The sequence below is a fragment of the Lentzea sp. NPDC054927 genome, from assembly GCF_053610285.1.
Map to the genome: position 1 here is coordinate 33,393 of NZ_JBSGXZ010000044.1, position 22,429 is coordinate 55,821.

General features: G+C 68.4%; 23 protein-coding genes. 8 read left to right on the plus strand and 15 right to left on the minus strand.

Translation table 11 applies throughout. The features are described 5' to 3' along the window. The first annotated feature begins 106 nt into the window (after positions 1-106). Positions 107-979, plus strand: a complete 873-nt coding sequence (locus tag ACWGE0_RS37730; RefSeq protein ID WP_452265666.1) for a hypothetical protein — start codon at positions 107-109, stop codon at positions 977-979. Between the two features lie 73 nt (positions 980-1,052). Here ACWGE0_RS37730 and ACWGE0_RS37735 read toward each other — a convergent pair whose 3' ends face one another. From ACWGE0_RS37735 to ACWGE0_RS37760, 6 genes are all read right to left on the minus strand, one after another. Beyond that, complete coding sequence (locus tag ACWGE0_RS37735; protein WP_319971106.1) at positions 1,053-1,397, minus strand: RNA polymerase-binding protein RbpA; 345 nt, start codon at positions 1,395-1,397, stop codon at positions 1,053-1,055. Positions 1,398-1,463: 66 nt separating this feature from the next. Continuing rightward, entirely contained in the window at positions 1,464-1,706 is a 243-nt protein-coding gene (secG, locus tag ACWGE0_RS37740; protein ID WP_086667353.1) for a preprotein translocase subunit SecG, read from the minus strand. A 93-nt stretch (positions 1,707-1,799) separates the two neighbouring features. After that, the gene (gene tpiA, locus ACWGE0_RS37745) at positions 1,800-2,588 is read right to left on the minus strand and encodes a triose-phosphate isomerase (protein ID WP_452265667.1); all 789 of its coding nucleotides are present in this window, start codon (positions 2,586-2,588) and stop codon (positions 1,800-1,802) included. Then, positions 2,588-3,781: a phosphoglycerate kinase gene (locus ACWGE0_RS37750; RefSeq protein WP_452265668.1), complete on the minus strand. Its 1,194-nt coding sequence runs from the start codon at positions 3,779-3,781 to the stop codon at positions 2,588-2,590. Before ACWGE0_RS37750 ends, tpiA begins: the two co-directional genes overlap by 1 nt. A gap of 17 nt (positions 3,782-3,798) precedes the next feature. Further along, on the minus strand, positions 3,799-4,803 hold the full coding sequence (gene gap, locus ACWGE0_RS37755; protein WP_093601264.1) for a type I glyceraldehyde-3-phosphate dehydrogenase: 1,005 nt from the start codon (positions 4,801-4,803) through the stop codon (positions 3,799-3,801). 115 nt (positions 4,804-4,918) lie between these two features. After that, positions 4,919-5,131, minus strand: coding sequence for a hypothetical protein (locus tag ACWGE0_RS37760; protein ID WP_452265669.1), 213 nt, complete (start codon positions 5,129-5,131; stop codon positions 4,919-4,921). Positions 5,132-5,377: 246 nt separating this feature from the next. Between ACWGE0_RS37760 and ACWGE0_RS37765 the strand changes: the two genes are divergently transcribed. After that, positions 5,378-7,576, plus strand: a complete 2,199-nt coding sequence (locus ACWGE0_RS37765; protein ID WP_452265670.1) for an ATP-binding protein — start codon at positions 5,378-5,380, stop codon at positions 7,574-7,576. 6 nt (positions 7,577-7,582) lie between these two features. On the opposite strand, the gene whiA is transcribed toward ACWGE0_RS37765, so the two are convergent. From whiA to ACWGE0_RS37800, 7 genes are all read right to left on the minus strand, one after another. Further along, positions 7,583-8,569 carry a DNA-binding protein WhiA gene (gene whiA, locus ACWGE0_RS37770; RefSeq protein WP_089958262.1) on the minus strand — a complete coding sequence of 329 codons (987 nt, stop codon included), beginning with the start codon at positions 8,567-8,569 and terminating at the stop codon, positions 7,583-7,585. Further along, on the minus strand, positions 8,560-9,528 hold the full coding sequence (locus ACWGE0_RS37775) for a gluconeogenesis factor YvcK family protein (RefSeq protein ID WP_452265699.1): 969 nt from the start codon (positions 9,526-9,528) through the stop codon (positions 8,560-8,562). The genes whiA and ACWGE0_RS37775 overlap by 10 nt, the downstream gene beginning before the upstream one ends. A 5-nt stretch (positions 9,529-9,533) precedes the next feature. Continuing rightward, complete coding sequence (gene rapZ / locus ACWGE0_RS37780; RefSeq protein ID WP_169731025.1) at positions 9,534-10,391, minus strand: RNase adapter RapZ; 858 nt, start codon at positions 10,389-10,391, stop codon at positions 9,534-9,536. Between the two features lie 553 nt (positions 10,392-10,944). Then, the gene (gene uvrC / locus ACWGE0_RS37785; protein ID WP_452265671.1) at positions 10,945-12,915 is read right to left on the minus strand and encodes an excinuclease ABC subunit UvrC; all 1,971 of its coding nucleotides are present in this window, start codon (positions 12,913-12,915) and stop codon (positions 10,945-10,947) included. 42 nt (positions 12,916-12,957) lie between these two features. Continuing rightward, complete coding sequence (locus ACWGE0_RS37790; protein WP_452265672.1) at positions 12,958-13,425, minus strand: Rieske (2Fe-2S) protein; 468 nt, start codon at positions 13,423-13,425, stop codon at positions 12,958-12,960. Positions 13,426-13,531: 106 nt separating this feature from the next. Further along, positions 13,532-13,771, minus strand: coding sequence for a Rieske (2Fe-2S) protein (locus ACWGE0_RS37795; protein WP_452265700.1), 240 nt, complete (start codon positions 13,769-13,771; stop codon positions 13,532-13,534). A 171-nt stretch (positions 13,772-13,942) separates the two neighbouring features. Further along, positions 13,943-14,437, minus strand: a complete 495-nt coding sequence (locus ACWGE0_RS37800; RefSeq protein ID WP_319971098.1) for a hypothetical protein — start codon at positions 14,435-14,437, stop codon at positions 13,943-13,945. Positions 14,438-14,817: 380 nt separating this feature from the next. Between ACWGE0_RS37800 and ACWGE0_RS37805 the strand changes: the two genes are divergently transcribed. The 4 genes from ACWGE0_RS37805 to ACWGE0_RS37820 all read left to right on the plus strand — a co-directional run bounded on the left by ACWGE0_RS37805 (position 14,818) and on the right by ACWGE0_RS37820 (position 18,288). Then, the gene (locus ACWGE0_RS37805; protein WP_452265673.1) at positions 14,818-16,251 is read left to right on the plus strand and encodes a helix-turn-helix domain-containing protein; all 1,434 of its coding nucleotides are present in this window, start codon (positions 14,818-14,820) and stop codon (positions 16,249-16,251) included. After that, positions 16,251-16,727 (plus strand): hypothetical protein, encoded by a 477-nt coding sequence (locus ACWGE0_RS37810; protein ID WP_452265674.1) that lies wholly within the window; start codon positions 16,251-16,253, stop codon positions 16,725-16,727. Before ACWGE0_RS37805 ends, ACWGE0_RS37810 begins: the two co-directional genes overlap by 1 nt. A 245-nt stretch (positions 16,728-16,972) precedes the next feature. Continuing rightward, a complete protein-coding gene (locus ACWGE0_RS37815) occupies positions 16,973-17,434 on the plus strand; it encodes a hypothetical protein (RefSeq protein ID WP_452265675.1) in 462 nt (153 codons plus the stop codon). Continuing rightward, positions 17,431-18,288, plus strand: a complete 858-nt coding sequence (locus tag ACWGE0_RS37820; RefSeq protein ID WP_452265676.1) for a hypothetical protein — start codon at positions 17,431-17,433, stop codon at positions 18,286-18,288. The genes ACWGE0_RS37815 and ACWGE0_RS37820 overlap by 4 nt, the downstream gene beginning before the upstream one ends. Positions 18,289-18,366: 78 nt before the next feature. Here ACWGE0_RS37820 and ACWGE0_RS37825 read toward each other — a convergent pair whose 3' ends face one another. Further along, a complete protein-coding gene (locus ACWGE0_RS37825; RefSeq protein WP_452265677.1) occupies positions 18,367-18,558 on the minus strand; it encodes a S1 RNA-binding domain-containing protein in 192 nt (63 codons plus the stop codon). Positions 18,559-18,743: 185 nt separating this feature from the next. Between ACWGE0_RS37825 and ACWGE0_RS37830 the strand changes: the two genes are divergently transcribed. Together ACWGE0_RS37830 and ACWGE0_RS37835 are read left to right on the plus strand one after the other, a co-directional pair. After that, the gene (locus ACWGE0_RS37830; protein WP_452265678.1) at positions 18,744-19,706 is read left to right on the plus strand and encodes a helix-turn-helix transcriptional regulator; all 963 of its coding nucleotides are present in this window, start codon (positions 18,744-18,746) and stop codon (positions 19,704-19,706) included. Beyond that, positions 19,703-20,632, plus strand: coding sequence for a sigma-70 family RNA polymerase sigma factor (locus ACWGE0_RS37835; protein WP_452265679.1), 930 nt, complete (start codon positions 19,703-19,705; stop codon positions 20,630-20,632). The genes ACWGE0_RS37830 and ACWGE0_RS37835 overlap by 4 nt, the downstream gene beginning before the upstream one ends. Here the strand turns inward: ACWGE0_RS37835 and ACWGE0_RS37840 are convergent. Beyond that, positions 20,592-22,358: a LamG-like jellyroll fold domain-containing protein gene (locus tag ACWGE0_RS37840; protein ID WP_452265680.1), complete on the minus strand. Its 1,767-nt coding sequence runs from the start codon at positions 22,356-22,358 to the stop codon at positions 20,592-20,594. The two genes, ACWGE0_RS37835 and ACWGE0_RS37840, sit on opposite strands and share 41 nt — an antisense overlap. Between the last annotated feature and the right edge of the window lie 71 nt (positions 22,359-22,429).

Genomic DNA, 22,429 nt, shown 5'->3' on the forward strand with positions numbered 1-22,429 from the left:
TTCCGCACCACAGCAGTAAACCTGCACCGGCCATGCGACGTCTCACTAGCACACCTTAGGTTCGATCCGGGGAGTTGGAATGCGGTCTTTAGGCTTACTCGTGGCTGTGACAGCCGGTGTTACGGTGCTGGCCGCCACACCCGCGGCCGCGCAGACGACCACGCCGCCGCCCCCTCCCGTGCTGACGGCGGCGCCGCAGCCTGCCACAGCGGGCGGGGGTGTCACCATCTCCTGGAAGAACTTCACGGCATGTCGCGGTGTAACGATCAGCTTCACGCTGGACGGCGCCCAGATCGCCAGCGCGGCGTCGTCCGCGAACGGCTCGGTCGGGGCCACCGTGCCGGCGAACACGACGGCGGGCAGCCACAAGCTCGAAGGCCGTCAGTCGAACTCGAAGTGCGCCGGTGCGGGCACCGCGTTGCGCGTCATCGTGCCGCCGCCCGTCACCACGACGACAAAGCCGCCCGTGACCAATCCCCCGGTGACGAACCCTCCGGTCACCAACCCGCCCGTGACGCGTCCGCCGGTCGTCACCACGACGACCACGCCCCCGACGACCACCACGACCACGGACACGCCCTCGTCGTCCTCGCAGCCCTCGTCCACCGACGCGCTGACCAACCCGGATGACGGCGTGCTGGTCCTGGACAAGGAGTACATCCAGCCCGGCGAGGACCTGACCGCGACGGGCACGGGCTGCCCCAAGGGCGCGAACGTGACGCTGAAGTCGCTCGGTCAGGACGTCGGCAAGACGACCGCCGACGACAAGGGCGAGTTCAAGTCGCCGGTGAAGTTCGCGAGCATCGAGCCGGGCCGGCACAAGGTGCGCGCCGAGTGCGGCATAACGCTGGTCGGCAACGTCGACGTGACGCTGTCCAGCTCGTCCGGCGGCACGACCAGCACGCTCGTGGTGCTGCTGTTCTTCCTGCTCGTCGGTGCCGCGATGCTGCGCCGCCAGTTCACCGGCCTGCGCAGGTAGGTCCTCAAGGCACGCGAAAGGCCCCCTCTCCGCAGGTGAGGGGGCCTTTCGCGTTTGAAGCTGTTCTCTGCGCCTACGGCTCTTCGCGCTGACGGCGCAGCTTGGCGAGAGCCTCTTCGAGGATCGCCTCGCCGTCCGCGTCGGAGCGCCGCTCCTTCACGTACGCAAGGTGCGTCTTGTACGGCTCGTTGCGCGGAGGCGCGGGTGGCGTCTGCTCGTCACGACCTGCCGGCAGGCCGCAGCGCGGGCAGTCCCAGTTCTCCGGAACATCCGCTTCGACCGCGAAGGAAGGACGAGACTCGTGACCGTTCGCGCACCAGTACGACACCCGACGGCGGGGCGCGGACTCGCCGCGCTCCGATTCGCCCATCGGGCCTGCGCCGACGCGGGTACCGCGAATCGCGTTACCACCAGACATCGACCGTTACACCCCCACCAAGTGGTTACCCCAAGCCCCGAAGGGCTTCTGCCGCTGAACGGTTGATCAGGCTGACGGAGGCAGCTTGATCAACAGTCCGATGCCCACGATGGCGATGACCCAGACCGCGCCGACGAACAGCGTCAGGCGGTCGAGGTTTTTCTCCACGACGGAGGAACCGGACAAACTCGACTGCATGCCGCCGCCGAACAGCGAGGAAAGGCCGCCACCACGGCCGCGGTGCAGCAGCACCAGCAGCACCAGCAGCACGCTGGAGACGATCAACAGGATCTGCAGGAACAGGATCATTTCTTCCTCGCTGTCAGGCAGTCGACGCCATAGAGTACCTGTTCGACTGCCGAACGTGTGCAACCAGTTGGGGATACGGACGGGGAGATCGACTTAGGGTAGAGGTCCACCCGCGGCGAGCGCACACAGCTTGGTGAATTCGTCAGCCTGAAGGCTCGCACCGCCGACCAACGCGCCGTCGATGTCCTTCTGCGCGATGAGCTCACCGATGTTCGACGACTTCACGGAACCGCCGTAAAGCACCCGGACGACGGCCGCGGTCTCCTCGCCGTACTTCTCCGCCACGAACGAGCGGACCAGCGAGCACACCTCCTGCGCGTCGGCCGAGGAAGCGGTGCGACCGGTGCCGATGGCCCAGACCGGCTCGTAGGCGAACACGATCTTGGCGACCTGCTCGGCCGTGAAGCCCTTGAGGCCGTCCTCCAGCTGCTGGCGAACCAGCTCCAGGTGACCCTTGGCCTCGCGGACGTCGAGCTTCTCGCCGAAGCAGAAGATCGGCGTGACCTCGTGCTTCAGCGCGGCCTTGACCTTCGCGTTGACGATCGCGTCCGTCTCGCCGTGGTACTCGCGGCGCTCGGAGTGGCCGACCACGACGTAGTGGCAGGCCAGCTTCTTCAGCATCGCGCCGGACACCTCGCCGGTGTAGGCGCCGGACTCGTGCTGCGAGATGTCCTGCGCGCCGTACTTCAGCAGCAGCTTGTCGCCGTCGACCAGCGTCTGGATGCTGCGGATGTCGACGAACGGCGGGAGAACCGCCACCTCCACCTTGGCGAAGTACTTCTCCGGCAGGGAGAAGGCGATCTTCTGCACCAGGCCGATCGCTTCGAGGTGGTTGAGGTTCATCTTCCAGTTACCCGCGATGAGCGGGAGCCGGGCTGCCATCAGGACTCCAAAACACTGATACCGGGGAGTTCCTTGCCCTCGAGGAATTCGAGAGAAGCACCGCCACCGGTGGAGATGTGCGAGAAACCGTCCTCGGGCAGACCCAGCGCACGCACGGCGGCGGCCGAGTCGCCACCACCGACGACGGTGAACGCGTCCGACTTCACAAGCGCCTCGGCGACGGCACGGGTGCCGCCGGCGTAGGTCTCGATCTCGAACACGCCCATCGGACCGTTCCAGAACACGGTCTTGGCGTCGGCGAGCTTCGAGGCGAACAGCTCGCGCGACTGCGGGCCGATGTCGAGGCCCATCTTGTCGGCGGGGATCGCGTCGGTGCCCACGACGTCGTGTTCGACGTTGCCGAACTCGGCCGTGACCAGCACGTCGACCGGCAGCACGAGCTCGACGCCGCGCTTCTCGGCCTCGGCGAGGAAGCCCTTCACCTGGTCGAGCTGGTCTTCCTGCAGCAGCGACGTGCCGACCTCGTGGCCCTGGGCCTTGAGGAACGTGTACGCCATGCCGCCGCCGATGAGCAGCTTGTCGACCTTGGCCAGCAGGTTCGCGATGACGCCGAGCTTGTCGGACACCTTCGCGCCGCCGAGCACCACGACGTACGGGCGCTCCAGGTCGTCGGTGAGCTTCTTGAGGACCTTGAGCTCGGCCTCGACGAGACCACCGACGTACGCGGGCAGCTTCTGCGCCACGTCGTAGACCGAGGCCTGCTTGCGGTGCACGACACCGAAGCCGTCGGAGACGAACGCGTCCGCGAACGACGCCAGCTCGTCGGCCAGCTCCGCGCGTTCCGCGTCGACCTTCGAGGTCTCGCGGGCGTCGAAGCGGACGTTCTCCAGCATCACGACGCCACCGTCGGTCAGCGCCTCGACGACGGCCTTGGCGGACTCGCCGACCAGGTCGTTCGCGAGGGGGACCTCGGCGCCGAGCAGCTCACCGAGGCGAGCGGCGGCCGGGGCGAGGGAGAACTTGGGGTCCGGCTCGCCCTTGGGGCGGCCGAGGTGAGCGGTGACGATCACGCGGGCACCCGCGTCGGCGAGTGCCTTGATCGTCGGCACCGACGCGCGCACGCGGCCGTCGTCGGTGATCTTGCTTCCGTCGAGGGGGACGTTCAGGTCGGCGCGCACCAGGACGCGCCGACCCGCGACACCCTCGGCGAGCAGGTCGCTGAGAGTCTTCACTGACTTTTCGCTCCTGCTCAGATCTTCGAGGCGACGAGCTTGACCAGGTCCGCGAGGCGGTTGGAGTAGCCCCACTCGTTGTCGTACCAGCCGACGACCTTGACCTGGTTGCCGATGACCTTGGTCAGCGGCGCGTCGTAGATGCACGAGTGCGGGTCGGTGACGATGTCGGCCGACACGATCGGGTCCGTCGAGTACTTGAGGATGCCGGCCAGCGGGCCCTCGGCGGCGGCCTTGTACGCGGCGTTGACCTCGTCCACGGTGACCTCGCGCTTGAGCGTGACGGTCAGGTCGGTGGCCGAGCCGGTGGGGATCGGCACGCGCAGCGCGTAGCCGTCGAGCTTGCCCTTGAGCTCCGGCAGCACCAGGCCGATGGCCTTCGCGGCACCCGTGGAGGTCGGCACGATGTTCAGCGCGGCGGCGCGGGCACGGCGGAGGTCGCTGTGCGGCGCGTCCTGCAGGTTCTGGTCCTGCGTGTACGCGTGGATCGTGGTCATGAGGCCCTGCTCGACGCCGAAGCTGTCGTTGAGGACCTTGGCCAGCGGCGCGAGGCAGTTGGTGGTGCAGGACGCGTTCGAGATGATCGTCTGCGAACCGTCGAACTTGTCCTCGTTCGCGCCGATGACGACGGTGAGGTCCTCATTCTTGGCCGGCGCGGAGATGATGACCTTCTTGGCGCCGCCCTCGTCCACGTGCGCGCGGGCCTTGGTGGCGTCGGTGAAGAAACCGGTCGACTCGACCACGACGTCGACGCCGAGGTCCTTCCAGGGCAGAGCGCCCGGGTTGCGCTCGGCGAGGGCCTTGATGACCTTGCCGTCGACGGAGATGCCCTCGTCGGTGACCTGCACGTCCGCGTCCAGACGACCGAGGATGCTGTCGTACTTCAGCAGGTGCGCCATGGTGGCGACGTCACCGAGGTCGTTGAACGCGACGATCTCGATGTCGTGGCCGCCGGCCCTCACGGCGCGGAAGAAGTTGCGCCCGATGCGACCGAAACCGTTGACACCTACACGAACCGTCACGACTGACTCCTTGCGTTCAGCTTGGTAGGAACAAGCCCACCCTATCTGCCGAACTGCGTCCCTGGTCACAGGGATAGTGCGTATCTCTTGATCGAGCCAGAAAAACCTGCCCTGATTAGGCCGTTCGGCGGCGCAGCGCGCGGAGCATCCAGAGGTACGCGCTCAGCTCCTCCGCGGCCTCCGCGGCGGTGCGGCAGGCCTCCGGGCTGTCGTCTTTCGCGTCCCTGCCGACGACGGCCGAGATCCGCGCGAGCCACTCGTCGACCACCTGCCGGTCCTGCGGCGGCACGAGCGACGGTGTGCTTCCCGATCTGGTCTGCGCTGTCATGACGGGATCCTGTCCACGCTTCGAAGGACCCTTCAATACCCCGAAACAGCGGGTGTTACGGACCGTTACGCGCCGGTACGGTCAATCCTCATGACGGCCAATGCCGCCTGCGTGACATGTGGAAACCCGCTCACCGAAGCGGTCGCGGGCCGACGCTACTGCTCCAACGCCTGCCGTCAACGCGCGTATCGCGAACGCACTTCGGCACGCGACGACTCTCCGCATGACTCGGCATTTCCCGCCCCTTTGGACACCTTCGTGGGCCGCCGCGAGGAGCTCGCCTCGCTGGCGCGGCTCAGTTCGGAGCACCGGCTCCTCTCGCTGGTGGGCCCCGCCGGCGCGGGCAAGACCAGGCTGGCCGTCCGGCACGTCAGCAAACGCGCAGATCAGGCGTGGTGGACCGCGCTGGCCCCGGTGTCCGACGTCGTCCAGGCGATCTACCAGTCGGTCGGCGCCCACCCGCTGCCGAACCGCTCGGTGCGTGACGCGGTGATCGCCGAGATCGACCAGCACCGCCGCCCGCTGCTCGTGCTGGACAACTGCGAGCACGTCCTCGCGGACGTCGCCGACGTGGTCTCCGAGCTGCTGGCGTGCTGTCCCCGGCTGCGCGTTCTGGTCACCTCGCGCGAGCCTCTCCGGCTGGCCGGAGAGCAGGTTTTCGCGCTCGGCGAACTCGACCTGCCGCCCGCGGATTCCGATGCCGCGGAAGCCCTGCGTTACGACGCGGTGGTGCTTTTCCGCGATCGTGCCGTCTCGGTAGACCGCTCGTTCGAGATCGATTCCTCGAACGTCTCGGACGTCGTCGCCGTCTGCCGTTCCCTGGACGGCATGCCGCTGGCCATCGAACTGGCCGCGCGCCGCATCACCGTCCTGTCCCCCGCCGACGTGCTGGCGCGGCTGGGCGACCGGCTGGCCCTGCTGACCGGCGGCCCGCGCGCCGCCGACGACCGCCACCGCACCCTGCGCGCCGCGATCGGCTGGAGCTACGACCTCCTCTCCGCCGCCGAACAGGCTGCCTGCCGCCACCTCGCTGTGCTGGGCGTGCCGTTCGACCTGGAGGTCGCCAGCGCTGTCTGCGGTGTCGACGACGCCCTGGAACTCCTCACCAGCCTCGAGCAGAAGTCACTGCTGGTCGTCGACCGCGTGGGCGGCCACACCACGTTCCGCCAGCTGGAGTCGATCCGCCTCTACTGCCGCGAACGGGCCGTCGAGTGCGGCGACCTCTCGCTGGTGGCCGACCGCGTGGTCGACTGGGTGTGCTCCGTGGTGGAGCCGGAGATCTCGTCCTTCTTCCCGGCGCCGCCCGTGGTGCTCCGGCTGGACCGCAACGTGGGTCTGGTGGAGCTGGCCGTGGCCCGCACGGCCGAGGCGGGCGACTGGCCCCGGCACGTCCTCACCATCATCGCCACGGCCTGGACCTCCACCCCGCGCGGCCCGCGCGGCGCTCCGACCGAACTCCTGCACCACGCGCTGACCCAGCCCATGCCCCCGCCGCACCGCAGCGTCCTCACCGCTCTGGCCGCCATGCACCACCGCGTGCGCGGCGGCTGGCACGTGACCCGCACGTTCGCCCAGGAGTCGCTGGAGATCGAACGCGCCGACGCCGGCCGCCCCGGCACCCTGGCCCGTGCCCTGGAGGTCCTGGCCTCCGCCGAAGCCCACACCGGCAACCCCGCGCTGGCCTGGCAGCTGTACGACGAGGCCGTGGAGCTGCTGCGGGCGTCCGACGACAAGCTCGCGCGCGGCGTCCTGCTGAACTCGTACGGCTGGACGCTGCTCCAGCACGGCGAACCGGACCAGGCCGCGCCCCTGGTTCGCGAGGCGCTGACTTTGGTGCGTCTCCTGGGCCTGCCGCACATGCTGAACCCGGTCCTGCACAGCGCGGGCGCCATCGCGTTGGCTCGCAGGAGCTATCCCGAAGCCGTGGACCTGTTCCGCGAAAGCCTCGAAGTGGGCTCCGAACACCCCATGGACCAGTTCTACGACCTGGAGGGGCTGGCGCTGGGCCTGGTAGGCGTCGGATCGGACGACGAGCGCGCCCTGTCGCTGCTGACCGCGGCAGCCGTGGTCCGCACCCGCTACGAGTTCCGTGCCGAGCCCTACTGGCAGGCCCAGCTGGACGAGGCCCGTGCTCTCTGCCGCGACCGCATCACCGCGGGCCGGTTGCGTGCCGCCGAGTCGACGGGCGAGCGAATGTCGTTGGCGCAGGCCATTTCCTACGCCCTGACCGCCCAGCCGTCGGCGGGCGACGACGACGGCCTGGTCTCGGCACGCGAACTGCACGTGGCGACGTTGGTGGCAGAGGGCCTCACCAACCGCCAGATCGGGCAACGGCTGGGGATCTCCCCTCACACCGTTGCCCGCCACGTGACACACGCACGAACCAAGCTGGGATTGCGGTCGCGCGCTCAACTCGCGGTGTGGGCAGGACGCCACACGCCGTGAGGCCGGTCAGACCTCGGCTTCGAGCATCTCCGCCGTGACCGCGGACTCGGTGTCCGGCAGCCCCAGGTCCTTGGCCCGCTTGTCCGCCATGGCCAGCAGACGCCTTATACGACCGGCCACCGCGTCCTTGGTCATCTGCGGGTCGGACAGCTGCCCGAGCTCCTCCAGCGAAGCCTGCCGGTGCGCCAGCCGCAGCTGCCCTGCGGCAGCCAGGTGATCGGGCGCCTCCGGGCCGAGGATCTCCAACGCCCGTGCGACCCGTGCAGCAGCAGCGACAGCCGCACGCGCGGACCGCCGCAGGTTGGCGTCGTCGAAGTTCGCCAGCCGGTTGGCGGTGGCGCGGACCTCACGCCGCATCCGGCGCTCTTCCCAGGCCAGCACGGAGTCGTGCGCGCCGAGCTTGGTCAGCATCGCCCCGATGGCGTCGCCATCCCTTATCACCACGCGCTCGGCCCCGCGGACCTCGCGGGACTTGGACGCGATCCCCATCCTGCGCGCCGCACCGACCAGTGCCAGTGCCGCCTCCGGACCGGGGCAGGTGATCTCGAGCGACGAGCTGCGACCGGGTTCGGTCAACGAGCCGTGCGCGAGGAAAGCACCACGCCACGCGGCTTCCGCGTCGCACACACCACCGGACACGACCGGCGCGGGCAGGCCGCGGACCGGGCGGCCGCGCGGGTCGAGCAGACCCGTCTGGCGGGCCAGCCCCTCTCCGTCCTTCACCACGCGGACGACGTACCGGGTGCCCTTGCGCAGGCCGTTCGACTGGATCGTGAACACCTCGGCGTGGTGGCCGTAGAGCGCCTGGATCTCCTTGAGGAGCCTGCGGGCGGCGGAACCGAGATCGAGCTCGGCTTCGACGACCACCCGGCCGGACACGATGTGCAGGCCGCCGGCGAACCTGAGCAGGGAGGACACCTCCGCGCGGCGGCAACAGGTCTTGGATACCGCGAGCCTGCTCAGCTCGTCCTTGACCGCCGACGTCATCGCCACGGGCGTGTCCCTCCCACTCCGGTCTCATCGACCACTTGCCTCAGGCAACCGGCCAGTGCCTCCGGATCATGCCGCTCGGCGGCGTCCGGTGCGGCGATCTTGGCCAGATGCGTCTGCGCTCCCAGTGCCGAGGCGGCGCGCGTCAGCCGGTCCGGGGTGGGGACCGAGTCGACGTCCGCGATCACCGCGTCCACCTTCAGCTCGGGTGCGTGTTCGCAGACTACGTCCAAATGGCGCTCCGGAGAGAAACCGGCGGTTTCACCCGGTTGGGGGACGAGATTGAGCACGAGGACCTTTTTGGCACGCGTACGTACCAACGCGTCGTGCAGTTCGGGCACGAGCAGATGCGGCAACACGCTGGTGAACCATGATCCGGGGCCGAGTAACACAAGATCGGCGTCAAGTACAGCCTGTACTGCTTCCGGACAGCCGACAGGTCGCCCGTTCGGGGCGGTCAGACGGATGCGCTGCACGAGCCCCGGCGTGGTCGCGATGGCGACCTGCCCCCGAATGCGGCGGACGACCTTCTCGTCCTCGTCCAGCCCGGTGACGTCGGCCTCGATGTCGAGCGGGTCGTTCGACATGGGCAGCACCCTGCCCTGGACGCCGAGCAGCCTGCTCGTGAGGTCGAGCACCGCGACCGGGTCGCCGAGCTGCTCGAGCAGCCCGGCGATCACCAGATTCCCGACCGCGTGGCCGGCGAGGGCACCCGTGCCGCCGAACCGGTGCTTGAACAGGGACGTCCACAGCCTGCTGGCCTCGTCCTCCCCCGCCAGCGCCGCCATGGCCTTGCGCAGGTCACCCGGCGGCAGCAGGTCCGAGAGCTCGCGCCGGAGCCGTCCCGACGAGCCCCCGTCGTCCGCGACGGTCACCACGGCCGTCACGTCCTCGGTCACCCGCCGCAACGCCGTCAGCGTCGCGTGCAACCCGTGCCCACCACCAAGAGCAACAGCTTTCAACTTCGTCACTCGCGTCCCAGATCCCTGTGCACGACCTTCACGGCCATGCCGTCCTCGCTGGCCAGCCTCGCGGCCAGCTCTTCGCTCAGGGCCACACTGCGGTGCTTGCCACCCGTGCAACCGATCGCGAGCGTCAGGTAGCGCTTGCCCTCACGCCGGTACCCGGCCCCGATGAGCCGCAGCAACTCGTGGTACCGATCAAGGAACTCGTCCGCCCCTTCCTGGGACAGCACGTAGTTGCGCACCTCACCATCGAGGCCGGTCTGCTCGCGCAGCTCCGGGATCCAGAACGGGTTGGGCAGGAACCGCACGTCCATGACGAGGTCGGCGTCCATCGGCAGCCCGTACTTGTACCCGAAGCTCAGCACCGTGACCCGAGTCCGGCTCGCGGCCTCCGTGCCGAACGTGTCCTCGATCTTGGCCCTGAGCTGGTGGATGCTCAGCGCCGACGTGTCGAGCACCAGGTCGGCTTCCTGCTTGAGCGGCGTGAGCAGGATCCGCTCGGCCTCGATGCCGTCCTGCAGCCGCCCGTCCCCCTGCATGGGGTGTCCGCGCCGCACCGCCTCGAACCGGCGGATCAACACGTCGTCGGTGGCCTCGAGAAACAGCACGCGCGGCTTGTACCCACGCGCGTCAAGGTCCTTGATGATGGCGGCCAGGTCCTCGGTGAACGCACGACTGCGCACGTCCATGACGACCGCGACCCTGGTGATCGCCCCACGCGCCTGCGCGCCGAGCTCGACCATGGTGGCGATGAGTTCCGGGGGCAGGTTGTCCACGACGAACCAGCCGAGGTCCTCCAGGCACTTGGCCGCGGTACTGCGGCCCGCACCGGACAGCCCGGTCACCACGGCGACTTCGATGCCGGACTTCTCCGCGTTCACGACTACGACTCCGTTACCTGTTCATGAGCGCACTGGCGCTCTCGTGTGGGCAAGCCCAGTTGGGGCAAGCTCGGTTGCTCGGTCGGGCACGCTCGGTTCGGGCAAACCCGGTTGAGCGAGCCCCGTCGGGGCGTGCTCGGTCGGGCATGCTCGGTCCGGCAAGCTCAGTGTTCGGGCCAGGCCACGACCCGGCGCGCCCGGTGTGAGTCTCCACTGGAATCACCCTCGGGCGCGGCAGATTCGGCAGTTGCGCCGGGCGTGCCGTGGCCGCGGTCACGATCCTCGCCCGGTCCGCGGGCCACGCGCAGGGCGGGCGGGACGAACGTGACCGCTGCGGCACATGAGACCGGTGCGGCAACGCCAGCGGCCACCCGGACGGGTGAACCTCGTCCGGATCCACGCCTGCCGCCGTCTGGTAGATGTCCTGAAAACATGATCGTCCACCTCCCGCAGGAGGAAGGGGCGGGCGGCGGCGGACAACGGTTTCACCACTTCGCCTCCGTGGTGGACGTGCGGACGCGACAGAAGACCGTCACGACACCGGCTTTCCGTCGGCCGCCGAAGCCGCGGTGGCGACGCTCGGCCCGGCAACCCCCGGCCCGGCGACACCGGCCCCGGCCCCGGCCAGGGTCGCCACGACCGCTTCGGCGGTGCGGCGGCCCACGCCCGGGACCTCGCTCACTTCGTCCACTGTGGCCTGCTTGAGTTTGCGGACCGAGCCGAAGTGCTTGAGCAGTGCGGCTTTGCGGGTTTCGCCGAGGCCTGGCACGTCGTCCAGTTCGGAGACCGTCATGCGCTTCGAGCGTTTTTGGCGGTGGTAGGCGATGGCGAAGCGGTGGGCCTCGTCGCGGACTCGTTGCAGCAGGTACAGGGCGTCGCTGGTGCGAGGCAGGATCACCGGGTCGGGCTCGCCGGGGACCCAGACCTCTTCCAGGCGCTTGGCCAGGCCGACGATCGCCACGTCGGTGATGCCCAGTTCGGCCAGGACGTCGGATGCCGCGGCGGCTTGGGGGCCGGCGCCGTCGACGACCAGGAGGTTGGGCGGGTAGGCGAACTTGCGGGGTTTGCCGGTGTCCGGGTCGATGCCGGGGTTCGGGCCGCCGGACGCGGTTTCGCGCAGCATGGCCTGGAAGCGGCGGCGGACGACTTCGGCGATCGAGGCCACGTCGCCTTCGGTGGCGGCCTCGCGGATGGCGAAGCGGCGGTACTCGGACTTGCGGGCCAGGCCGTCCTCGAAGACGACCAGGGACGCCACCACGTCGGTGCCCTGGACGTGGCTGATGTCGATGCACTCGATCCGCAACGGCGCGGTGTCCAACCCCAGCGCGTCCTGGATTTCCTGCAGGGCCGCGGACCGCGCGGTCAGGTCGCCGGCGCGGCGGAGTTTGTGCTGGGCGAAGGCTTCGGCGGCGTTGCGTGCGACCGTTTCCATCAGAGCGCGCTTGTCGCCACGCTGCGGCACCCTCAGCACCACGCGCGAGCCGCGTTGTTCGGACAGCAGGTCTTCCAGCGCCGGGGCGTCGTCCGGCAGCACCGGGACGAGCACCTCGCGCGGGGTGTTCTCGGTGTTGTCGCCGTAGAACTGCATGATGAACTGGTCGACCAGGCCGCGGTCGTCCAGCGCCTCCACCTTGTCGAGCACCCAGCCGCGCTGCCCGCGCACCCGGCCGCCGCGCACGTGGAAGACCTGGACCGAGACCTCCAGCTCGTCCTGCGCGAACGCCATCACGTCCGCGTCCGTGCCGTCGCCGAGGACGACCGCCTGCTTCTCCATCGCCCGCCGCAGCGCACCCAGGTCGTCACGCAGCCGGGCCGCGCGTTCGAACTCCAACTCCTCCGCGGCAGCGGACATCTCGCGTTCCAGGCGGCGGATCATGTGATCCGTCTTGCCCGCCAGGAAGTCGCAGAAGTCCTCGACGATCTCGCGGTGCTCGTCCGCCGACACCTTGCCCACGCACGGCGCCGAGCACTTGTCGATGTACCCGAGCAGGCAGGGACGCCCGATCTGGTTGTGCCGCTTGAAAACCCCCGCCGAGCACGTGCGCGCGGGGAACACGCGCAGCAGCAGGTCCAACGTCTCGCGGATTGCCCACGCGTGCGCGAACGGCCCGAAGTACCGCACGCCCTTCTTGCGCGGACCGCGGTACACGTGCAGCCGCGGGTAGTCCTCGAACAACGTCACGGCCAGCACGGGATACGACTTGTCGTCGCGGTACCGGACGTTGAACCGCGGGTCGTACTCCTTGATCCAGTTGTACTCGAGCTGCAGCGCCTCGACCTCGGTGGTGACCACGGTCCACTCGACGGAGGCCGCCGTGGTCACCATCTGGCGCGTGCGCGGGTGCAGCCCGGCGAGATCGGCGAAGTAGGAGTTCAGCCTGCTGCGCAAGCTCTTCGCCTTGCCGACGTACACGACCCGGCCACCGGCGTCGCGGAACTTGTAGACGCCGGGAGCCTCAGGAATCGTGCCCACAGCGGGCCGGTACGTCGAGGGATCTGCCACGCCGTCAAGACTATCGACGAGGTCTGACAAAAACAGAAAGGGTCACGTCAGGACGATCTGGTCGCCGTCCACCTTCACCGCGACCGCACGCAGACCGGACGTCGCCGGCCCCTTCTTCACCGCGCCGTCCGACGTGCCGAACTGGCTGCCGTGCGAAGGACACGTGATGGTGGTGCCGGAAGGCTCCGCGACGATCGACCCCTGGTGCGGACAGGTCGCGTCGTAGGCCTTCACCTCGGTCGCGGAGATCCGCGCGACGACGATCTTCTTACCGCCGGGGGCGTCCACGACGGCACCGCCGCCTTCGGGAACGTCAGCCAGGGCAACGAGAGCGGTGCCTGTGGAGCCGGTGGAACCCGTGGGAGTCGAACCACCCTGTGTGGGTGTGGATCCGGTGCCAGTGGACGGGGTGGTGGAGCTGCAGGCGGTCACGAGCCCACTGGGCACGGCGAGGGCCACCGCGATTCCGCACAGTGCCGCTCGCCTGTTGACCAGGCTTTCGGTGTTCACGACCGTTCCTCCGTGGTGGTGGGTGTCCGGGGTCACACCACAGCATTACGCGAACGAGTCACCGGAAGTTCAGCGCGAACACCAATGCACAGCAAATGCACAGGTCCTATGCGAGCACCAAATCCTCACCCGAAAGCGTGATGGCAACCTCAGTCAACCCGGAAGTCGCAGGTCCTTTGCGGACCGCGCCGGTCGACGGGTCGAAAGCGCTCCCATGAAGCGGGCAGGTGATGACTCCACCGGCAGGCGGGTTAACCAATGAACCCACGTGAGGGCAGGCGGGGTTGAACGCCCGGAATTCACCTGATTGAGGCTGCACGACCAGCAGCTGGGCGTTGCCGGGCATGTCCACCAGCACGCCGGAGCCGACCGGGACCGCGGAAACGGCACTCACGCGATCCCCGGTCCGGGCGGTCCCGACACCACCCGTCTTGCGAGGAACAGGCTCGCCACACGCGGCGGCAGCAGCAGCGACGAGCCCGCACAACAACACTGAACGACGATCCACGAGCACCGATTATCGGCGCTGGTCCTCCGCGGCGGCCGTCCGGGCCAGTGCCAGCACGGCGGTGAACGGAGGGAACCAGTGCCGCGAGTGCGACGGCGGGTTCGCCCAGCGCAGCGATCCGTACCTGGTCATCGTGGGTGGTAGCGCGATCCGGTGTGGCGAGCGCACGAACTGGACTTCCGGCGGCGCCTTGAGATGAGTCGGCAGCAGCGCCACCAGCTCGGCCAGGAAGATCCAGTGCTCGCGGGGGCCGGGGATGACGGTGACCGGCCCGGCGAGCATGCGCGACTTCAGATCCGCCAGGACGCGCGAACCGATCCGCGCCGGCATCGCCAGCGCGGTGGTAGCGGGCCCCAGAGGGAGGAAGACGCCCTGCTCGGTGACGGTCACCTGCCAGCCGAGCAACCGGTAGCCGGCGACTGCCTCGCCGATCGCCCGTCCGTGTCCCCTGTTCTGTGGGATCCCGGCACTCCCTGTGCCGGTCTCCGCGGTCGTGATGCTCATCGGCGTTGTCCTCCCCGGTGGTGGGTCAGGCACTGGCAAGGCCACGGGGATCGGCCCGTCACCTGCGAAGTGCAGGGTGCGTCCCACATCACGCCAACACCACTCGCCGGCTGCATGAGCCTCATGCAGCGGACGTATGAAGCTCATCCACCGCACGGGGGTACCGGGACTGCGACACGCGAACTCATTACGTCTTATGCATGAGATGGATGGACTGACGATCACGTCTCCGTACACTGGGTGAACGCTCAGTGACGGGAGCGATGCCGATGGATACCGCGAGACCCAAATCCAGGCGCGCTTGCCCGTGTGGGGCGTTCATCGCCGCCGACAACGCCGATCGGCTGTGTCACCGGTGCCGCCGCAACGCTCGTTCCGGCGTGCACGGCCCACCCGAGGTCCCGAACGACTTCTGGGACCACCCCGCGATCGCGGCGGCCTGCACGGACCGCGACATGGGTGCGCTGATCTCCGCGTACCGCCACCACCCCCAGCACCTGAGCCGGGTCACGCAGGACCGCATGGCGGCGTGGCTCGGCATCAGCCAGGCGCAGCTCTCGCGTTACGAGTCGGGCGAGAACCAGATCGACCGGCTCGACCGGTTGCGCCACTTCGCGCTCGTGCTCGGAGTACCTGGCGAACGACTGTGGTTCGACCGAGTCGTCATCCCAGCTCAGGTGGGCCCCCCGGAAAACGGCCCACCAGATGTGCTCGCAGCCCCCTGGGAGGCGACGAGCATTGCCCGTTCGGTCGAGGAGACGGCGAGGAGCGACTTGGCGATCAGCAGACGAGCGGCGCTCACCGGGGCTGCCGCGGTGACGGTGGGATCCGCACTGGTCGAGCCGCTGCAGCGGTGGTTGCACCCCCTGCAGAACCTGTCGAAGTGGTCGTCGCACTCGGCGATCAGCGAGGAGGAGCTCTTCGCCCTGCAACGCGTGGCCGACGGCCTGCGCGGCTGGGGCGGCCGGGGCGGCTACGGACTGGCCCGCAAGGCCGTCCTGGGTCAGCTCGACGAGCTGGCCGAACGACTGGGACGCGCTCCCTCAGGCCCAACGACAGAACGCGCGTTCTTCATCGGCGCCGAACTGTCCAAGGTGGCGGCGAGCATGTCGTTCGACGCGGGCCTGCACAACGCGGCCCAGCGCTACTACGTGCTGGCCATCCGCATGGCCAAGGCCGGCCACAACGACGGCTTCGCAGCCCTCTGCCTGGCCGCCATGGCACGGCAGATGTTCGACCTGGGCCGCCCGGAAGACGGCCTGGAACTCGTTCAACTGGGCCAGTACGGCACCCGCCGCACCGGCACCCCAACACTCAAGGCCCTGCTCCTAACGCGCGAGGCCTGGGCCTACGCCCAAATGGGCAAGACCCGCGAGTTCCACCAGGCCGTGGGCATGGCCCAGGACAGCTTCTCGCAGCGGAACGCGGACAACGAACCGCGCTACCTGCACAGCTTCGACGAGGCCGAACTAGAAGGCGTGATAGGCGCCCGATGCCGCGACCTCGCCATGCACGACCCAGCTCAAGCGGTGTTCGCCGAACAACACATCCGGCGAGCCCTTGAACTGCGAGACCCGTCGAAAGTGCGCAACCGCGCGTTCGACGTCATCGGACTGGCGCGCACCAAGATGGTCGCGGGAGACCCGGAGGCAGCGTGCGGGTTGATCAACGAAGTCCTGCCGACAGCGGCGAAGCTCTCCTCGGGCCGCGTTCTGCGCAAGCTCGAGGATTTCGCCAAGGAAGCGGCACGGCACCGCCACATCCCCGCCGTGCAGGACACCCGCGACGCGATCAGAGCGATCCGGACGGCTTGATGCGCATCGGCATCACCGGGCACACCAACCTGGTACCCGAGTGCATCCCAGCCGTCCATGCCGCCATCACCACCGTCTTGGACGACCTGGACCGCCCTTTGGTCGGCGTGACATGCCTGGCCCCAGGCGCCGACCAGGTGTTCGCCAGAGCCGTCCTAGATCTCGGCGGCCAAGTAGAAGTCGTCCTCCCCGCCCTCGACTACCGCGACCGCCTGAAACCACACCAGGTGGCCGAGTACGACGAACTACGCGCAGCCGCCACCGTGGTCAGCGTGCTACCTCTGATGTCGAGCGGACGCCTGGCCTACGTAGCCGCCAACGAACGCATGCTCGCCTCAGTAGAGATGCTCGTAGCGGTGTGGGACGGCGTGCCGTCCCAGGGCAAGGGCGGCACCGCAGACGTAGTAGAACAGGCACGGGCCAGCGGCGTACGCATCGAGGTCGTCTGGCCCCAGGAAGCTCGCCGCAAGTCCTAACGCACCGGGCCTCGGCAAAGTCGGCCGCTGGCCGTCGGGCCTGCGTTGATGGCGTGTGCAAGTACCACCTGCTGAGTTGGGTGTAGGTAGCGGCGGTTCGATCATGAGTTGGTAGTACTTGCACACGCCAACCAGCAGAAGCCGGCGCACACCACTGCTCCAACAGAGGGAAGTTCGTCGGCAACCGGACCAACTCCGCCCCCAGCCCTAGCCCCACCCACCCCCCTTGATCACGATTTCGGGGCATGGCAGCCGAACCGCACGCCCGCCTGGCCGACCGCCAGCACGCGCTGCGAACAGCCCTACGAGCCCTCCAAGCCGCAGGCCCCGGCAGCCCCGACTTCCCGTCCTTGCTCTCGGACACCGACAAGGAAGTCGAAGCCGTGATGCAGGCCCGCAGGGACGTCGAAGCCGCCCGCCTGACCACCCCGAACCGAGCCATAGCCGCCGCCACCACGACAGCAGCCTTGATCGTGGCAGTCGGCTGGTTCGACGCCTGGTCCCTGCTCTCCCTCCTCCTGGCCGTAGCCACAGCCGCAGCCGTCCTGGTCGACCCAACCGGCAGCAAGATCTGGGAACCGCGAGCCAGGACCGCCGCGATCACCGCAGCCCTGGTAGCCACCCTCCTAACCCCGATAGCCAACGGCTGGGCAGCACTGGTCGTGCTAGCGGGAGTCGCCTGGTGGGCCTGGAGGACGCTCCGATGAACATCGACCCGGTCAAAGCCCTGGACGACAAACTCGAGCGCCTAAAACGAGACCTGAACTCCCTCACCACACGAATGGACAACGCCGAAACCGAGGCAGCACAACAAAAACTGAGCACCACCAACCAGTTCCGCGACACCTCCCGCAAAGCCACCAAGACCAACGACCGAATCACCGAACTGGCCGAGAGCGTCCACCGCCTGGAACGACTCCTGGTGGCCCTCAACCGGAAAGTCAGAGCAGGCGAAACCCAGAAAGCCGACTTCGACACCTGGCCAGAAGTCCCCAAGCCTCTGATCGCCAGGATCCTCGCCGGCCAGGAAGCCTACGCCCGCAAGACCTTCACCCAGCAGGAAGCCAAAACCACCCGCAAGTCCATCGCCGAGTACGACAAAGCCGCCCACGAAGCGATCGACGCAGCCGAAGCCCTGACCCACCTACCCCCGAACGCAGAAGCTTTGTGGCGCAAGAAGTACAAGCAATGGCATGCGATCACCAAGCAGGAACGCCCCATCGCCCCAGACGAAAACACGCACGCCAGAGACACCGCCACCAAGGCAGCGGGCAACGAGGCCGTCGCGGAGGTACGCCAGAAGATCCGCACCCGCATCGAGGACGCGGTCGCGCGAGATCTGCTGTTCCCGGCGTGGTTCGAGAACATGCTCGGACCGGCCGCACCGCCCGGCAAGGCGGACGATTGGCTATACACCGCAACGGATGTCGTGTTGTACCGGCTGCTGCACGACGTCACGAGCCCGGCGGACGCGCTCGGTACGGCACCCCAGGAACAAGGGCACCGCAGAACGCTCCACGACCGTCTGATCGTGGAGTGCGCTGAATACCGCAAGCCTTGAACACCACAAGCCCTGAAGGACACAAGCAGTGACCACGTGATGCAACTCGGGCAGGGCGCCTCTGCCCGAGCACTCACATCACGCCAGCTCCAGGCTGAATCGCTGCTGCTCGGCGTCCACCGACAGCACCTTCACCTGCACCGAGGAACCCACCTCGGCCTGCTGGCCGTGCAGGAGCCCGTGTGCACCGGCGGGGTGCTCGACGAACGAGCCGAAGGGAACGGTCGAGACGACCTTCCCCGAAAAGACATCACCAACGTTGGGAAGCATTGCGCATCACCTCCTCTCCCTGTGCGCGTATCCCGAAATCACGGATAGGCGCGGGGATGGAGGGGCCCTGATCAAGTCAGGGCCGGGCAACCGTTCCGCTCACGGCACAAGGCCGACCCGGCAGTCATGACGCAAACCCTAACCACCGCAGGCCGTTGTCCGCAACGGAATCTAATATCCCTCACATGCTGGAGACGTCCGCACGGCTGCTGAAGCTCCTGTCCTTGCTGCAGGTGCGGCGAGACTGGACGGGCCCGGAGCTCGCGGACCGGCTCAGCGTCGACGTCCGCACTATCCGCCGTGACGTGGACAAGCTCCGCAGCCTCGGTTACCCCGTCACATCACTGCCCGGCGCGACCGGCGGGTACCAGCTCGGCGCCGGCGCGGAACTCCCGCCGTTGCTGCTCGACGACGACGAGGCGGTCGCCGTCGCGGTGGGCCTGCGCACCGCCGCCAACGGCACGATCGCGGGCATCGAGGAGACGTCGGTCCGCGCGCTCACCAAGCTGGAACAGGTGCTGCCGACCAGGCTGCGCCGGCGCGTCCAGGCGTTGCAGGCGCACACCACTCCCCTGATCGCCGCGGGCCCGACCGTCGACCCGGAGACGCTCACGATCATCGCCGCCGCCTGCCGCGACCACGCGCAGCTGCGGTTCACCTACGCCCCAACGCAGGGCGAGCCCGCGAAAAGGCTCGTGGAACCGCAAGGTCTCGTGCACACCGGCCGCAGGTGGTACCTCGTCGCCTGGGACGTGTCCAAACAGGACTGGCGGACGTTCCGCGTCGACCGCGTCACCACCGAACCCACGCTCGCCGCCCGGTTCCCGCCGCGCGAACCACCCGCGGAGTCGTTGGGCGAGTTCGTCTCGCGTCAGGTCGCGTCGAGCGTCTACACCTACCAGGCGGTGCTGACGATCAATGCGCCACTGAGGGAAGTCGCGGAACGCACCTCCCCCATGTCGGTGTCGCTGGAACCGATCGACGACAACTCGTGCCTGATGCGCACAGGCGCGGAATCGCTCGACCGGATCGTGTTCTACCTGCTGTTCATCGGGCTCGACTTCGAGGTGCGGGAGCCGCAGGAGCTCAAAGACCACATCGGAATGCTCGTCACCAGGCTGCGGAACGCGATTACAGTGCAAGAGTGACAGTGGAAGTGACAGCGGACTTCGCCACCGCCGCGGACCCGTTCCGGCGGGAACTGCTCGCACACTGCTACCGGATGCTCGGCTCGGTGCACGACGCCGAAGACCTGGTGCAGGAGACGTACCTGCGCGCGTGGAAGGCATACGACAAGTTCGAGGGCCGTTCGTCGGTGCGCACCTGGCTGTACCGGATCGCGACGAACGTCTGCCTCACCGCGCTCGACACCCGCACCAAACGACCGTTGCCGTTCGGGCTGTCCACGAGCGCGACGGAAACGGATTCGCTGACCCAGGACCACGAGGTCCCGTGGCTGGAGCCGTTCCCGACCGACCCCGCCGCCATCGTCGGCGAACGCGAGTCCACCAGGCTGGCCTTCGTCGCGGCGCTCCAGCACCTGCCGCCGCGGCAACGCGCGGTGCTGATCCTGCGCGACGTCCTCAGGATGACCGCCGCGGAGACCGCCGACGAGCTCGACATGACCGTGGCGGCCGTCAACAGCGCTCTGCAACGGGCCCACGCGCAGCTCAAGGACCTCACCGAGGAGCAGATCACCGAGCCCGCGGACGCCAAGCCGCTGCTCGACCGGTGGGTGAAAGCGTTCGAGGCCAAGAACATCCCGGAGATCATCGGGATGTTCGCCGAGGACGTCGTCTGGGAGATGCCGCCGTTCCCGCAGTGGTACCAGGGGCCGGAGATGGTCGCGTGGCACCTCACGAACCAGTGCCCCGCTGTGCCGGACGGCGCGCGCATGATCGCCGTCGAAGCGAACGGCCAGCCTGCTTACGGGCTGTACCTGCGAGAAGAGGACGGCGTGTTCCGGCCGTTCAACCTCCAGGTGCTGGAGGTACGCGACGACCGGATCACGCGCGTCTCGTCGTTCTTCGACCTCAGTCTGTTCCCGCGGTTCGGGCTGCCTTCGACCGCATGAACTCGGAGCGGTCCAGCGGCCGGTCGACCACCCGCATGTCACCGATCCAGCCGTGCAACGACTTCTCGACGATCTTGTTGTACGCGTAGGCGCCGACGAGCCACGGGTCACCGGCGGTCGAGATGCCGCGCGCCGGCGTGGAAGGGTTGCGCAGCAAGGGAGATCCGTCGACGAACATCGTGGTGTGCACGCCGTCGTTGACCACGGCGACGTGCCACCACGTCTCGAAGTCCATCTCGTGGCCCCAGTTGGTGGACAGCCCCGGCAGGTTGCGCGGGAACACCGCCCACTGCAGCCCGCCGCCGCCCGCGAGGTTCAGCGTGGCGATCGGCTCGCTCGGGTCGTCACCGGTCTTGCCCGCGGCTGAACCGGGCGCGAGCTTGGTGAACAGGCCGCACCACGGGTGGTTGAAGTCCTTGGGCAGCTTGAGGAACAGCTCGATCGTGTACCCGCGCTCGAACGTCTCGCGGTTGATCTGCGCGGCATCCACAGTGGACAGATACCCGTTCTTGCCGAAGTACAACGACCGGTGCGACGGCGCGAACCGGTGGTGGTCGTCCCCCGCGGTCAGCTCACCCGTCTGCTTGAGGTCGTTCCCGTTGCCTGACAGGTCCTTCAGGCCCTCGCCGAGCCGCCAGTACGCGACGGTTCCTCGCACCAGCACGTCGCGAACCGGCTGCGCGCCCGGCAGCACCGGCGGGTCGAACCGGGCGAACCGCTGCTCGAAGTCGATCGGCACGCTGAACCTGTCGACCGGCCCGGTCAGCTCGATCTCCTTGCGCTCCAACGGGTTGAGCGCGCGCTTGCCCAGCAGCCACGGCGACAGCGTGCGCACGTCGATGGTCTTGCGGTCCAGGTCGAAGTGGTACAGCCGGATCATCGCGCCGCCGCCGTAGTAGCGGTCCTGGTAGTTCGTGATGTGCACGTGCACGTCGTTGCCGGCCGTGTTCCGCATGGTCGCCCGCGCCGGCGGCCAGAAATGCCCGTTGAGCGTGAGGAAGATCTGGTCGTTGTCCTTGATCAGCTCGTCCCACAGCTTGCGGCCGTAGTCGGACATGGCGGCGGCACCGTCACCCCCGTCGTACACCAGCTCGTGCGTGGTGAGGATGACCGGCAGCTTCGCGTGCTGCTTCAGCACCGAGCGCGCCCACTCGAAACCCTTGGCGGACATGCGCCAGTCCAGCGCGAGGACCAGCCACTCCTTGCCGGCGGCCCGGAACACGTGGAACGAGTTGTACCCGTCGGCGCTGGAACCCCGGTACGTCGGCGAGTTCCGGAACCGCCGCGGCCCGAACTCGTCGAGGTACGGCGTGCGGCCGCGCTGGTCGTCGGTGCGCGAGTCCGGCAGGTCGTGGTTGCCCGCGAGCACGCTGTACCCGACCCGGCGCCGGTCGAGCACCTCGAACCGCTCGCCGATGTCGTCGATCTCGCTCTTCCGCCCGTTCTCGACGAGGTCGCCGAGGTGGCTGACGAAGACGATGTTCTCCGACCTCTGGTGATCGATCAGGTACTGCAGCGTCGCCTTCAACGGCGCCGAGTCGCCCCGGTCGAGATCGAACATGTACTGCGTGTCCGGGATCACCGCGAGCGTGAACCGCCGCGCCTCGGGGTCGGGCCGGCCACCGCCGACAACGATGTCAGCATCGGCGACACCGGGCGTGACCAGGGCGGCAGCGGCGGCGGTCGCACCGGTGCCGATGAGGAAGGAACGGCGGGACGCAGTCATGGCGCGGAGCGTAGGTGCGCTCGGCCAACGCCAGGCGAACGGCGGGAGAAACCTGGTGACCCCAATCTGTA

What these genes read in the sequence shown, in the direction of transcription:
- ACWGE0_RS37820 (WP_452265676.1), top strand. Translation starts at nt 17,431, where the DNA reads ATGAACATCGACCCGGTCAAAGCCCTGGACGACAAACTCGAGCGCCTA.
- ACWGE0_RS37760 (WP_452265669.1), bottom strand. Translation starts at nt 5,131, where the DNA reads ATGACAGCGCAGACCAGATCGGGAAGCACACCGTCGCTCGTGCCGCCG.
- ACWGE0_RS37810 (WP_452265674.1), top strand. Translation starts at nt 16,251, where the DNA reads ATGCGCATCGGCATCACCGGGCACACCAACCTGGTACCCGAGTGCATC.
- ACWGE0_RS37840 (WP_452265680.1), bottom strand. Translation starts at nt 22,358, where the DNA reads ATGACTGCGTCCCGCCGTTCCTTCCTCATCGGCACCGGTGCGACCGCC.
- secG (WP_086667353.1), bottom strand. Translation starts at nt 1,706, where the DNA reads ATGATCCTGTTCCTGCAGATCCTGTTGATCGTCTCCAGCGTGCTGCTG.
- ACWGE0_RS37800 (WP_319971098.1), bottom strand. Translation starts at nt 14,437, where the DNA reads ATGAGCATCACGACCGCGGAGACCGGCACAGGGAGTGCCGGGATCCCA.
- ACWGE0_RS37795 (WP_452265700.1), bottom strand. Translation starts at nt 13,771, where the DNA reads ATGCCCGGCAACGCCCAGCTGCTGGTCGTGCAGCCTCAATCAGGTGAA.
- tpiA (WP_452265667.1), bottom strand. Translation starts at nt 2,588, where the DNA reads ATGGCAGCCCGGCTCCCGCTCATCGCGGGTAACTGGAAGATGAACCTC.
- ACWGE0_RS37830 (WP_452265678.1), top strand. Translation starts at nt 18,744, where the DNA reads ATGCTGGAGACGTCCGCACGGCTGCTGAAGCTCCTGTCCTTGCTGCAG.
- ACWGE0_RS37735 (WP_319971106.1), bottom strand. Translation starts at nt 1,397, where the DNA reads ATGTCTGGTGGTAACGCGATTCGCGGTACCCGCGTCGGCGCAGGCCCG.
- ACWGE0_RS37815 (WP_452265675.1), top strand. Translation starts at nt 16,973, where the DNA reads ATGGCAGCCGAACCGCACGCCCGCCTGGCCGACCGCCAGCACGCGCTG.
- ACWGE0_RS37825 (WP_452265677.1), bottom strand. Translation starts at nt 18,558, where the DNA reads ATGCTTCCCAACGTTGGTGATGTCTTTTCGGGGAAGGTCGTCTCGACC.